General features: G+C 63.6%; 14 protein-coding genes. 3 read left to right on the top strand and 11 right to left on the bottom strand.

The window, feature by feature from the left end:
* Positions 1 to 30 precede the first annotated feature (30 nt).
* The 3 genes from J4G43_RS41450 to J4G43_RS41440 all read right to left on the bottom strand — a co-directional run bounded on the left by J4G43_RS41450 (position 31) and on the right by J4G43_RS41440 (position 1,304).
* On the bottom strand, positions 31 to 462 hold the full coding sequence (locus tag J4G43_RS41450; protein WP_166343984.1) for an SRPBCC family protein: 432 nt from the start codon (positions 460 to 462) through the stop codon (positions 31 to 33).
* A complete protein-coding gene (locus J4G43_RS41445; protein WP_028147048.1) occupies positions 459 to 782 on the bottom strand; it encodes an ArsR/SmtB family transcription factor in 324 nt (107 codons plus the stop codon). The genes J4G43_RS41450 and J4G43_RS41445 overlap by 4 nt, the downstream gene beginning before the upstream one ends.
* 87 nt (positions 783 to 869) lie before the next feature.
* Positions 870 to 1,304 (bottom strand): DsrE family protein, encoded by a 435-nt coding sequence (locus tag J4G43_RS41440; protein ID WP_208089551.1) that lies wholly within the window; start codon positions 1,302 to 1,304, stop codon positions 870 to 872.
* 226 nt (positions 1,305 to 1,530) lie between these two features.
* Between J4G43_RS41440 and J4G43_RS41435 the strand changes: the two genes are divergently transcribed.
* Positions 1,531 to 2,115: an STM3941 family protein gene (locus J4G43_RS41435; protein ID WP_208088408.1), complete on the top strand. Its 585-nt coding sequence runs from the start codon at positions 1,531 to 1,533 to the stop codon at positions 2,113 to 2,115.
* Here the strand turns inward: J4G43_RS41435 and J4G43_RS41430 are convergent.
* Positions 2,108 to 2,308, bottom strand: coding sequence for a hypothetical protein (locus J4G43_RS41430; RefSeq protein WP_208088407.1), 201 nt, complete (start codon positions 2,306 to 2,308; stop codon positions 2,108 to 2,110). The two genes, J4G43_RS41435 and J4G43_RS41430, sit on opposite strands and share 8 nt — an antisense overlap.
* Before the next feature lie 69 nt (positions 2,309 to 2,377).
* Here J4G43_RS41430 and J4G43_RS41425 point away from each other — a divergent pair, with 69 nt between their 5' ends.
* Both J4G43_RS41425 and J4G43_RS41420 read left to right on the top strand, forming a co-directional pair.
* Complete coding sequence (locus tag J4G43_RS41425) at positions 2,378 to 3,994, top strand: SUMF1/EgtB/PvdO family nonheme iron enzyme (protein ID WP_208088406.1); 1,617 nt, start codon at positions 2,378 to 2,380, stop codon at positions 3,992 to 3,994.
* 17 nt (positions 3,995 to 4,011) lie between these two features.
* Entirely contained in the window at positions 4,012 to 4,458 is a 447-nt protein-coding gene (locus J4G43_RS41420) for a DUF4399 domain-containing protein (RefSeq protein WP_208088405.1), read from the top strand.
* Here J4G43_RS41420 and J4G43_RS41415 read toward each other — a convergent pair whose 3' ends face one another.
* From J4G43_RS41415 to pqqD, 7 genes are all read right to left on the bottom strand, one after another.
* Positions 4,459 to 5,514, bottom strand: coding sequence for a 2-oxoacid:ferredoxin oxidoreductase subunit beta (locus J4G43_RS41415; RefSeq protein ID WP_208088404.1), 1,056 nt, complete (start codon positions 5,512 to 5,514; stop codon positions 4,459 to 4,461).
* On the bottom strand, positions 5,511 to 7,358 hold the full coding sequence (locus tag J4G43_RS41410) for a 2-oxoacid:acceptor oxidoreductase subunit alpha (RefSeq protein WP_071910167.1): 1,848 nt from the start codon (positions 7,356 to 7,358) through the stop codon (positions 5,511 to 5,513). Before J4G43_RS41410 ends, J4G43_RS41415 begins: the two co-directional genes overlap by 4 nt.
* Complete coding sequence (locus tag J4G43_RS41405; protein ID WP_208088403.1) at positions 7,328 to 9,127, bottom strand: FAD-dependent oxidoreductase; 1,800 nt, start codon at positions 9,125 to 9,127, stop codon at positions 7,328 to 7,330. Before J4G43_RS41405 ends, J4G43_RS41410 begins: the two co-directional genes overlap by 31 nt.
* Before the next feature lie 235 nt (positions 9,128 to 9,362).
* The gene (locus J4G43_RS41400) at positions 9,363 to 10,040 is read right to left on the bottom strand and encodes a DUF4286 family protein (RefSeq protein ID WP_208088402.1); all 678 of its coding nucleotides are present in this window, start codon (positions 10,038 to 10,040) and stop codon (positions 9,363 to 9,365) included.
* A 143-nt stretch (positions 10,041 to 10,183) separates the two neighbouring features.
* Positions 10,184 to 11,170 carry a prolyl aminopeptidase gene (pip, locus tag J4G43_RS41395; protein WP_208088401.1) on the bottom strand — a complete coding sequence of 329 codons (987 nt, stop codon included), beginning with the start codon at positions 11,168 to 11,170 and terminating at the stop codon, positions 10,184 to 10,186.
* Positions 11,160 to 12,353, bottom strand: a complete 1,194-nt coding sequence (gene pqqE / locus J4G43_RS41390; RefSeq protein ID WP_208088400.1) for a pyrroloquinoline quinone biosynthesis protein PqqE — start codon at positions 12,351 to 12,353, stop codon at positions 11,160 to 11,162. Before pqqE ends, pip begins: the two co-directional genes overlap by 11 nt.
* A complete protein-coding gene (pqqD, locus tag J4G43_RS41385; protein ID WP_028147039.1) occupies positions 12,350 to 12,661 on the bottom strand; it encodes a pyrroloquinoline quinone biosynthesis peptide chaperone PqqD in 312 nt (103 codons plus the stop codon). The genes pqqE and pqqD overlap by 4 nt, the downstream gene beginning before the upstream one ends.
* Between the last annotated feature and the right edge of the window lie 8 nt (positions 12,662 to 12,669).

Genomic DNA, 12,669 nt, shown 5'->3' with positions numbered 1-12,669 from the left:
GAGATGATCGAATGAAGACCGGCGACGGACCTAGTCAGCTCGCGCCAGCACCTCGTCCAGCCTGGCGAAAAACTGCTTCCAGCCGGCATGAGCGCCGCCATAGGCCTGCTTCTGCGTCGGGCTGAAGCCCGCCTGCTCGACGCGCAGATGCGTGCCCGCGTTCGTCGGTGTCAGCGTGAAGGTCACCACACTTTTCAGATCGAACGCCGCGTCCTCATGCGAGAAATTCCAGGTATAGGCGAGCGCCCGCTGCGGCTCGATGGTGAGGACCTCGCAGTCCAGCACGCCGCCCCATTCGCCGCGAAGATTGAAGCGATGACCGACGACCGGCTTGAAGTCGTTCTTCATCAGCCATTCCTCGATCAGATGCGGCTGCGTCAGCGCGCGCCAGATCCGCTCGGCCGGAAAGGCAAATTCGCGCTCGATCACCACGGAGCGCATCTCGGCGGCAGCTTCGGTCATTGGTCCATCCTCTTCAGGAGATCGTCGAGAGCATCGAGCCGGTTCTGCCAGAAGCCGGCCATCTGGCCGGTCCAGTCGATCAGCGGATTGAGCGCGCCGGGCTGCGCGCTGTAATGGGTCTGGCGTCCTGCATGGCGGTCGCGCACCAGCCCGGCCTGCTTCAGCGCGCCGAGATGTTTTGAGACCGCTGGCTGGGAAACGCCTGATGTCGCAGTCAGTGCCCCGACCGTCTGCTCGCCCTCGCGGCACAGCCGCTCGAAGATCGCCCTCCGAGTCGGATCGGCGAGCGTCCTGAACAGAAGATCGTGCGCGGCGGACATGTGAAATCCATAACCCATAAGTTATGGATTAACTCATAACCGTAGAGTTATGGATAAGTCAAGCCCGAGAATGGAAGACTTCGACGCCTAAGGCCGCAGGTAGAGATAACCCTGCGACTGGAGCTCGGCCAAGCGGACCACGCCGCCTTTCTCCGCGCTGACGAAGCCCGGCAGCAAACCCGTCAGGGTGACGTTCTGCGCCTTCATCGTGTTGGCGCACGCCGCAAGTTCGACACCGTCCCTGGAGAAGTCGCCGACGCGTTTGCCGACGTCGGGATTGGTCTGCGCCCGGTGAAACGCCTTCAGCGCCGGCCCGTGAATCACCAATGCGATTGTGACGTGTTGGGGGCCGCCGACGCCGTCAATGTGGTTCTGGATGTTGCCGAGCACGAAATTGACCTTCTCGGCGTCGCTGAGGTGATAGACGACCTTGAGCTTGTTGCCCGCGCCGGCTTCCGTCGCGGCCTTCGCGCTGGAGCCGCCAAGCGCCGCGCCTAGGGCCGAGACGGCGCTCCACAAGATGCTCCGGCGGTTTTCATGATCGCACCGGGCGCGTGAACCATTGACGGCCGCATCGGAGGGGGGTGAGAGCCGACTGGCGGTTAGTCGCAAGCCGAACGCCGCGCGTTCAAGTGCCGATGCCTTGCATTCCCGTGGGCAGCCTCGCGCAAGGTTCCAGTCCTAATAACTCGGGAGAAGGGGCGTTCGTAAACCCAGGGTTGCTGCAAAAGGCTGGTGGCGGTCGAACATGTCCGTAGGTCAGAACTTGCCCAACATTACGATCGGCTATTCCCGGGGACGGCTGCTGGTGTTTTTCGGCGCCGGTCTGCTGCTGACGCTGCTCTGCGCTGCGCTCGCATTCATGTGGCAGCAAGGCAAGAACATCACCACGTTCGAGGTCGCCGCCTGCTACGTCGGCGCGGTGTTTTTCGGCCTTGCCACCTTCAGGATGCTCTGGAGGTTGATCTCCGCCAGGTCGCCGGTCGTCTTCATCAGCCGTGTCGGCATTCGCGACCTCAGGCTCGCCGACGAGACCATCGCCTGGAGCTCCGTGCGGAAGATACAGATCTGGGAGCAGCGCCTGCAGAAGTTCGTGGTGCTCAAGCTCGATCCTCTTGTCGCCGGGCGATTCTCCGGGGGCTTCCTGAGGCGTGCCTTGTCGCTGATGAACAAGACGCTTGGCGCTGACAGCGTGATCGTCAATGCGGGCGGCCTGACCATGGACGTCAAGACATTGCTCGAGACCTGCAAGCAATATTGGGGTGCCGGACGACCGGCCCCTTCGGACCACTCCGTGCCGGAGCCTGAACCGGAGCCCGAGGCTGTCAGCTGAAGCGGGCGAGGAATCGCCGGCATTGGGTAAGATGCCGCGCATCGCAGCGGCGGTCGAAGCAGGCATAGGCTGCGTTGCCGTGTGGTCGCGCGAGCCTTAGTCCGCCGTCGGTCCGCGAAGGTTCAATCCTTGCCGCGATTCCGCCCGGGAACTCGGCGCCGCTGATTTCTGCGAGATTGTCGCGGATCATCAATGTGATAGTCTTCACAGACAGCTGAAATTCGATGTCGTAAGCTCACCCGCGTTTGTGGAGTTCCCCGCAATGGGCGAGATTCGTAACTTCAGATCCGGAAATCATGACGAGCCGCCTCCACACGGCTCGATGCCGCGTCGTCTCGCCGCAATCATCGTCGGTGACATCGCTTCCTACAGCCGCTTGATGCAGGCCGACGAGGAAGGCACGCATGTTCGCGTCAAGCGGATCGAGCGGGATCTCATCGAGCCCAGCATCGTCGAACACCATGGAACGTTGGTGAAGACGACGGGAGACGGCTTCATCGCGATCTTCGACAGTCCGGTCGAGGCCGTTCGCTGCAGCATCGTCATTCAGCAGAATCTCGTCGGGCGCAACGCTTCGCTTCCGAAGGACTCCCGGATCGAATATCGGATCGGCGTCAATCTCGGTGACGTCATCGTGGAGCCGGACGACGTCTACGGCGACGGCGTCAACATCGCCACGCGCATCGAGGGTATCGCCGAGCCCGGTCAGGTCTATATCTCGGGCGCGATCTACGAACAGATCAAGCACAAGGTGGTATGCGGCTATGAGTCGCTCGGCGACCGCAAGGTCAAGAACATCACCGATCCGGTGCGTGTCTATCGCGTGCTGCCGGACGCAGATGCGGTCGGGAGGACCCGAGGTCGGCGCGAGAATACCCTGATCTTCCTTCTCGGCGTCACGCTCCTCGTGATCGCTTCCGGCGTGCTGTGGTATCTGCTGGCCCAGCCGTCAGGCAGGGTGAAGGAGCAGGCCGCCGCGCCGACTGTTGCTCCGGTCGCATCACCGAGCCCGCAACCTCCACCGCGAGAAGCAGCGACACAAACGCCGCAGCCGTCTCCTTCATTGGCGGCATCATCTCCATCACCCGCTCCGGCGCCAAGTGCTTCAGCGTCAAGTGCTCCGGCGCCAAGTGCTTCCGCGCCAAGTGCTTCGACGTCAAGTGCTTCGACGTCAAGTCCAGCACCAAGCCCATCGGCCACGCCGCTCCGCGAACCCGAGATGATCGCCATTCGCGGCGGCAGCTTCGCGATGGGAAGCAATGACGACCCGACCGAACGTCCCGTCCACCAGGTCACGGTCAAGCCGTTCTCAATCGGCAAATATCCGGTGACCGTGCAGGAATGGAACGAATGCGCGGCTGCAAAGGCGTGCGGCTTCACCGCCATCGGCAAGGACGATGCGCCGATCACCAATGTGAGCTGGACCGACGCGCAGCAATATGCGGCCTGGCTCGCGCGGACCACGAAGAAGTCGTATCGGCTTCCGAGCGAGGCCGAATGGGAATACGCCGCGCGCGGCGGGACGCAGACGAAATATTGGTGGGGCGACAAGCTCCAGCCGGGCATGGCGGGATGCAAGGATTGCGGTGACCTCGCGGCCGAGCAGCCGGCGAAGGTCGGCAGCTTCAAGCCGAATCCGTTCGGCGTCCACGACATGGGTGGCGGTGTCGATCAGTGGGTCGAGGACTGCTGGCGCAGGACCTATCAGGGCGCACCCGGTGACGGCTCGGCATGGACCGGCGGGGACTGCTCGTCGCATGTCCTGCGCTCGGGTTCATGGAAGAACGATTCGAGATATGTGAGGCCGTCCAACCGCGATGGCTACGATACCAATGTTCGTTATCCGACGCATGGATTCCGCGTTGCTCTAAGTCCTTAAGTGGTGGAGTCATTTCGATGCAGATCATTCGTTGCGCTGCCCTGGCGGCGGCGCTCGCATTGCTCCCAGGCGTCGCCTATCCGCAGGGCAAGACCGCTCCCAAGGATGCCAAGCTTTATTTCATCACCCCGCGTGACGGGCAGAAGGTTCGCGGCGGGTTCTGGGTCCGGTTCGGCTTGCGCAACATGGGCGTGACGCACGCCGGCGACGAGTACCAGAACGCCGGCCATCATCATTTGCTGGTCGACGTCAAGGATCCCATCGATCCCAAGGAGCCAATCCCGCAGGACAAGTCGCATCTGCACTTTGGGGCGGGGCAGACCGAAACCATGCTCGAACTTCCCCCCGGGACGCACACGCTGCAATTGGTGCTGGGCGACGCGAAGCACTATCCGTTCGAGCCGCCTGTCGTATCGGAGAAGATCACCATACGTGTCAGGCAGCCGGTCGAGCGGGGGAGATGATCACCGCAGGCTGGCGTTGAACTTGTCCAGCGCCGCCGAGCCCGGGCACAGCGTGTCCGCCTCCATCGTATTGAGCGGCGTCTCGACCGTGTTGAGATGCGTGTGCAGGTCTTCCGCATCGGGATCGACGTAGAGCAGACCGGTGACGATCTGGCCCTTGGCGGCGTGCTTCTGGAGGAATGTCTGGGCGCCGAGGCGGTCGTGCGGGTCGTAATCCGCGTCGATCTTGCGCAGCGCGATCTTGCTGCCGTCGTGCTGCTCGACCACCTGCACCGTTCCCGGCGCGTAATCGACGGCGATGGGATCGCGGCCGACCAGCACGTCGAGCCGGTTCACGGCGTCATTGTGCTCGCGCACATAGTCGAAGCTTTTGGTCGAGCCGGCGTGATTGTTGAAGGCGATACAGGGGCTGATGACGTCGATGAAGGATGCGCCCTTGTGGCCGATCGCGGCGGCGATCAGCGGCACCAGCTGGCTCTTGTCGCCGGAGAACGAGCGGGCGACGAAGGTGGCCCCTAGCTGCAGCGCGATCGCGACGAGGTCGATCGCGTTGTCGGTGTTGGTCACGCCTTTCTTGGACTTCGAGCCGCGGTCGGCGGTCGCCGAGAACTGGCCCTTGGTCAGGCCGTAGACGCCGTTGTTCTCGACGATATAGGTCATGTTGACGCCGCGCCGGATCGAATGCGCGAACTGGCCGAAGCCGATCGAGGCGGAATCGCCGTCGCCGGAGACGCCGAGATAGATCAAATCGCGGTTGGCGAGGTTGGCGCCGGTCAAGACCGACGGCATGCGGCCGTGCACGGAGTTGAAGCCGTGCGAGTTGCCGAGGAAATAGTCCGGCGTCTTCGACGAGCACCCGATGCCCGAAATCTTCGCGACCCGATGCGGTTCGATCGAGAGCTCGTAGCAGGCTTCGATGATCGAGGCCGTGATCGAGTCGTGGCCGCAGCCGGCGCACAGGGTCGAGATCTTGCCCTCGTAGTCGCGGTGCGTGTAGCCGAGCTCGTTCTTCTTGAGGCCCGGATGATGGAACTTCGGCTTGGCAATATAGGTCATGACACGGCCTTGCGGAGCGGGGTCACCTTGAGGTGATCCTGGTGGTCGCCAATGGCTTTTGCGATGTAGCGGGCGGTGATCGGAGTGCCGTCATAATGGACGATCGGCACCAGGCGCACCGGGTCGATGCCGTTCTCGTTGACGATGAGCTGGCGGAGCTGGGCGTCGCGGTTCTGTTCGACCACGTAGACGAAGTCGTGCTCGGCGAGGAAGCTCGCCACGCTCGAGTGGAACGGGAAGGCGCGGATGCGCAGGCGGTCGAGCTGATGTCCGCGTGCCTCCAGCAGGCCGATCGCCTCGTCCATCGCGGGCGAGGTCGAGCCGAAATAGATCACGCCATATTTGGTCGGCCGTTCCGCGTTGGCCTGGAGCGGGCGCGGGACCAGGTCCTGCGCGGTCTCGAACTTGCGCACCAGGCGCTGCATGTTGTCGGCATAGACCGAGCCTTCCTCGGAGTAACGCGCATAGCGATCGCGCGAGGTGCCGCGGGTGAAATAGGAGCCCTTGGTCGGATGCGTGCCGGGATAGGTGCGGTAGGGAATGCCATCGCCGTCGACGTCGAGATAGCGGCCGAAGTCGCGGCCTTCCTCCAGCATCTCCGTGGTCATCACCTTGCCGCGGTCATACTGCTTCGCGTCGTCCCACTTCAGCGGGCGGCAAAGACGGTGGTTCATCCCGATGTCGAGGTCGAGCATCAAGAAGATCGTGGTCTGGAGCCGCTCGGCAAGATCGAATGCGGCCGCCGCGAACTCGAAGGCCTCGGCCGGATCTTCCGGGAACAGCAGCACGTGCTTGGTGTCGCCATGCGAAGCATAGGCGCAGGCGATGATGTCGCATTGCTGGGTGCGGGTCGGCATGCCGGTCGAGGGACCGGCGCGCTGGATGTTCATGATCACGGCCGGAATCTCGGCGAAATAGGAGAGGCCGATGAACTCGGTCATCAAGGAGATGCCGGGGCCGGAGGTCGCGGTGAAGGCGCGGGCGCCGTTCCAGGACGCGCCGATGACGATACCGATCGAAGCCAGCTCGTCCTCGCCCTGCACGATCGCGTATTTCGCCTTGCCCGTTTCAGGGTCGTGCCGATACTTCTTGCAGTGGGCGGTGAAAGCCTCCGCCACCGACGAGGACGGCGTGATCGGATACCAGGCGCACACGGTGGCGCCGCCATAGACCGCGCCGAGCGCTGCGGCGCTGTTGCCCTCGATGAAGATGCGGTCGCCGACCTTGTCGGTTTTCTTCACCCGCAGCCCGATCGGGCATTTCAAATTCTGCAGCGCCCAGTCGCGGCCGAGATGCAGCGCATGGACGTTGGAGGAGAGCAGCTTCTCCTTGCCCTTGTACTGCTCGCCGATCAGCTGCTCGATCAGCTTCGGGTCCATGTCGAGCAGCGCCGAGAGGCTGCCCAGATAGATGATGTTCTTGAACAGCTGGCGCTGGCGCGGATCGGTGTAGGTCGAGTTGGTGATCGCGGTGAGCGGCACGCCGATCACGGTGATGTCGTCGCGGAATTTGGTCGACGGCATCGGCTTGGTGGAATCGTAGAACAGATAGCCGCCGGGCTCGATGCCGGCGATGTCCTTGTCCCAGGTCTGCGGGTTCATCGCCACCATCATGTCGACGCCGCCACGGGCGCCGAGGTGGCCGTCTTCCGTCACCCGCACCTCGTACCAGGTCGGCAGGCCCTGGATGTTGGAGGGGAAGATGTTGCGGGGGGAGACCGGAACGCCGTGACGCAGGATCGCGCGCGCGAACATCTCGTTGGCGCTGGCCGAGCCCGAGCCGTTGACGTTGGCGAAGCGGACGACGAAGTCGTTTACGCTGCTGAGCGGCTTTTTGTCGGACATGTCGAACCTGCGTAAGTCATCTCGATGAAATATTTCTGCATGTCCCAGGCTCCGGTGGGACAACGCTCGGCGCACAGCCCGCAATGCAGGCAGACGTCCTCGTCCTTGACCATCACGCGCCCGGTCTTGAGGTCGCTGGAGACGTAAAGGTCCTGGTCCGGATGCGGCGAGGGCGCCTTCAGGCGCTGGCGTAGGTCGCTTTCCTCGCCATTATCAGTGAAGGTGATGCAGTCCATCGGGCAGATGTCGACGCAGGCGTCGCACTCGATGCAGAGCGAGGTCGAGAACACGGTCTGGACGTCGCAGTTCAGGCAGCGCTCGGCTTCGCCCAGCGCCAGCTTGACGTCGTAGCCGAGCTCGACCTCGGTTCGGATGTCCTTCAGCGCAATCACCTTGTCGCGATGCGGAACCTTGAAGCGCTTGTCGTTGGAGATGTCGTTGTCATAGCTCCATTCGTGGATGCCCATCTTCTGCGAGGAGATTTGCACCTCCGGCAGCGGCCGTTCGGTGATGTCATCGCCCGAGAGCATCTTGTGGATCGACAGCGCGGCGTCGTGGCCCTGCGCCACGGCCCAGATGATGTTCTTCGGGCCGAACGCGGCGTCACCACCGAAGAACACTTTCGGATTGGTCGAGACGAAGGTCTTCGGATCGACCTTGGGCATGTGCCATTTGTCGAACTCGATGCCGCAATCCTGCTCGATCCAGGGGAAGGCGTTCTCCTGGCCCACCGCGACCAGCACGTCGTCGCAGGGAATGGTCTGATCGGGGTCGCCCGAAGGCACCAGATTGCGGCGGCCTTTGGCGTCGTATTCGGCTTTGACGTGCTGGAAGGTGACGCCGATGAGCTTGCCGGCGACATGCTTGAATGCCACCGGCACCATATAGTTGAGGATCGGGATGTCCTCGTGGATCGCGTCTTCCTTCTCCCAGGGCGAGGCCTTCATCTCCTCGAAGCCGGAGCGCACAATGACCTTCACGTCTGCGCCGCCGAGGCGGCGCGCGGTGCGGCAGCAATCCATCGCCGTGTTGCCGCCGCCGAGCACGATCACGCGCTTGCCGATTTTGTCGATATGGCCGAATGACACCGAAGACAGCCAATCGATGCCGATATGGATGTTGGCGGCAGCTTCTTTCCGGCCGGGAACGTCGAGCTCGCGTCCGCGCGGTGCGCCGGAGCCGACGAAGATCGCGTCGTATTTCTCCGCGAGCAGCGCCTTCATGCTCTCGATGCGGTGGCCGCCTTTGAATGCGACGCCGAGATCGAGGATGTAGCCGGTCTCCTCGTCAATGACCGAATTGGGCAGGCGGAATTTCGGGATTTGCGTGCGCATCATGCCGCCGGCCTCGGGATCGCCGTCGAACACGGTGCAGTGATAGCCGAGCGGGGCAAGATCGCGCGCCACCGTCAGCGAGGCGGGGCCACCGCCGACGAACGCAACGCGCTTGCCGTTCTTCTGCGACGGGCGCGGCAGGCGCTGCCTGATGTCGTCCTTGAAGTCGGCGGCGACGCGCTTGAGGCGGCAGATCGCCACCGGCGTCTCCTCGACGCGTCCGCGCCGGCATGCCGGCTCGCATGGACGATCGCAGGTGCGTCCCAGAATTCCGGGAAACACGTTCGATTTCCAATTGATCATGTAGGCGTCGCTGTAGCGGCCTTGTGCGATCAGTCGGATGTATTCGGGAACCGGGGTGTGTGCAGGACAGGCCCACTGGCAATCGACCACTTTGTGAAAGTAGTCGGGGGCCGCGATATCGGTCGGTTTCATTCCTACCCTGTCCGCACAGGCCCAAAGACCCGGCGGCCTTTTCTTGAGCTTGGCGAACGCTAATGCGCGTCGATCTGGTTTATGAATGACGTCATTGGGTTAGCTTATTAGAACCGTTCCGAAGTACAACGGCAAATTTTCGCGATCACCGCCTTTCATGGGAGCTGCGCGCGCACAGCATTGACGCCGCACGCAAGATGCGTGCGGTGCAATATGTTGCAATGCGGATGGCGCTTTAGCTCTGCGCGATGTCGCTCTTCGCGAGGTCCCACATCAGGCTGTAAGTGCCGACCGAGACCGGAAGCGGGAAGGGCGCGGCAGCCGGGCCGGTGAAGCGTTCGGCGATGACGGCCGAGACCGCGCCGACATGCGTGCCGTCGATCAGCACGAACCAGTCGCGCGCGCCCTCATTGCGCACCGCCGGAATGTCGGCGGTCGCGCCCGACAATTCCGGCTCGCTTTCGAGCAGATGCATCGAGATGATGCCCTCGCGCTCCCCGGGCGTCAGCTTTTCGTGCAGTGCATCACGCCATGTCGCAGCATTGTCGGCGCTCGGCCGCAGCCGCACCAGCCCGAGCGCTGCGCCGCGGCCGGTGCCCTTGCTGATGGTGATGCGCGCGACGACGCGCAGCATATTCTTGAAATGCGCCATGGTCCGCCGCGACCATTCGGTCTGGTTGGCGAGGCGGGCCCGATAGGCGGGACTGTCGAGCACGTCGAGCGTTGCGGTCGAGTACAGCGAGAGATATTTGGGGTTGGCGGCATGCGCGACATAGCGCCGCGCCTCCAGGAAACCCTCGATCGCGACGCGCTCTTCCAGATGCTCGCGATCGTACCAGCGGTTGAAATCGGCCTCATCTGGAACGTCGATGTTCATCGACGTCAGCAGCATGCCTTGCCCGGCGAGCGGCATTGTTCTTGTCCTTCCCATTCAGACCCTCATGGTGGGGAGCCACGAAGTGGCGTCTCGAACCATGAAGGCCCCGCTGCTAGATCCGGGCCTTATCCTTCGAGACGCGCTCCTTTTGGAGCGCTCCTCAGGATGAGGAGATCGATCTAGCGCGCGGCTTTCGACGCGAGATCGGCGATCGACTTCATGACCGCGTCCCGCACGCCGGCATCATAGAGCGAATGTCCGGCTTCTTCCACGATCCGAATCTCGGAACCCGGCCAAACTTTCGCAAGCCGCTCGGATGTCTCAGGAGGGCACAACAGATCGTAGCGGCCCTGCACGATGATGCCGGGAATGCCGGCGAGCTTGCCCGCATTCCGCAACAGCTGGTTGTCCGTCATGAAGCTGTCGTGGACGAAATAATGCGCCTCCATGAATGGCGTCGCAGGCAGCGTGCGCCACACGTTCAGCGATGCGAGGTCCAGCCGCGTCTTGGCCGCCTTGTGCTCGGACAGGACGCGCTCGGTGTCGTGCCAGGCCCGCGCGGCGGGGCCGTGCACCGACGGATCGGCATCGAGGATGCGGCGCCAATAGGCGTCCACCGGGTGCGCGCGCTCCTCGAGCGGCAGCACGCTCAAAAAATCCTCGTAGAGCGCTGGATAGAATTGCGACAGGCGCGATGTGAAGGCGGTTTCGACCTCGGCGCGGGTGCCCAGGAAGGTTGCACGGAGCGCAATGCCCGAGACACGCTCGGGATGCGCCTCGGCATAAGCCAATGCCAGCGTCGCGCCCCAGGAGCCGCCGACCACCATCCAGCGGTCGAAGCCGAATTTCTCGCGGATCTTCTCCATGTCCGCGATCAGATGCGCCGTCGTGTTATTTTCCCGCGATTCCTTGGGACGGCTGCGGCCGCAGCCGCGCTGGTCGAACAGCACCGCGCAGAAGCGTTCGGGATCGAACAGCTTGCGATGGTCGGGTTGGCAGCCGCTGCCGGGCCCGCCATGCAGATAGATGGCGGGGATGCCGTCAGCGCGGCCGACGCTCTCGACATAGAGCTCGTGGCCGTCGCCGACGTCGAGCATGTCGGAGGTCAGCGGCGCAAAGGGATCGGCGCGTTTGGCCGCTGCGGCCGCGTCGGCGTCAGGCATCATTCCCGGATTCCAGAGTGCCGCCGGCGAAATTGCGATAGAGGAAGCGGTTGGTCTCGCCCTCGGCCTCGCGCTCGGCCTGCTTGAAGATGGTCTCGTGCAGCGGCGACAGCGCGCAGGCGGGATCGGTGTTGGCGGCATCGCCCGTCAGCGCAAAGGCCTGGCACCGGCAGCCGCCGAAATCGATCTCGCGGAATTCGCAAGTCTTGCACGGCTCCTTCATCCAGCCGGTGCCGCGATAGCGGTTGAAGGCATCCGAGTTCTGCCAGATCCAGGCGATCGAATGGTTGGAGCGCACGGATTCGAACTCGAGCCCCGTGATGCTCTCGGCGGCGTGGCAGGGCAGCACCTTGCCGGCCGGCGAGATGTTGAAGAACTGCCGGCCCCAGCCGCCCATGCATTTCTTCGGCCGCAGCGCGTAATAGTCGGGCACGACATAGTCGATGGCGAGCGTGCCCTTCAGCCGCTCGCGCGCCTCCTCGACGATGCGGGTGCATTCATCTAACTGCGCCACGGTCGGCATCAAGGCGGCGCGGTTCTTCAGCGCCCAGCCGTAATACTGGACATTGGCGACCTCGAGCCGGTCGGCGTCGAGGTCGATCGACATCTGGATGATGTCGGGGAGCTGATGCAAATTCTGCCGGTGCATCACCGCGTTCACGGTGAGCGGCAGATCGAGCTCGCGGGTCCATTTCGCCACTTCGAGCTTCTTGCGATGCCCGTTCTTGTAGCCGGCGACGCGGTCGGCGATGCCTTCCTCGACACCCTGGAAGCTGATCTGCACATGGCAGAGGCCGGCGTCCGCGAGCGCGCTGAGCCGCTCGCGCGTCAGCAGCACGGCCGAGGTGATCAGATTGGTGTAGAGGCCGGCATCGCTCGCATGCTTGACCAGCTCGACGAGGTCCTTCCGCGCGGTCGGCTCGCCGCCGGAGAAATGCACCTGGAGCACGCCGATCTCGGCGAGCTCGCTCAAGACCTTCTTCCACTCCTCGGTGGTCAGCTCCTTGCCGGAGCGGTCGAGCTCGACGGGATTGGAGCAATAGGGGCATTGCAGCGGGCAGCGATGGGTGATCTCGAGCAATACGGCGAGCGGAATGCCGAACGTCTCCGCTGTCGAGCGTTGCTTCTCCAGCACCGCGAGGCTGTCGCTGATGTCGGGCGGAAGATTGCCGAGCAGGTCGCTCATGACGTCTTCTCCCGGGCTTCGGTGAGAAAGCCCTTGTCGGCGAGATCCTGCAGCATGACGATGACGTCGGCCAGGATCGCCTCGCGCGGCGCGGCGTATTTCGCGGCCAGCTGGTCGGCGACGTCACCGACATTGCGCTCGCCGTCGCAGAGCTGCAAGACCTCGACCGCGATCTCGTCGGGCGCCAGCACCCGTTCCGGCGCCAGGATCACCCAGACCTTGCGCGTCTCGTCATATTTCAGCTTGGCATGCCGCGGCAGCACCGGGCGGCTTGCCTCGCTGACGCTGATGTTCCGCGGCCCGGCCATTGCGCTTG

The sequence above is a fragment of the Bradyrhizobium barranii subsp. barranii genome, from assembly GCF_017565645.3.
In the GTDB taxonomy this organism is placed as follows: Bacteria; Pseudomonadota; Alphaproteobacteria; order Rhizobiales; family Xanthobacteraceae; genus Bradyrhizobium; species Bradyrhizobium barranii.
Note: the sequence above shows the minus strand (reverse complement) of the source record. Positions and strands in the feature narration are given on the sequence as shown.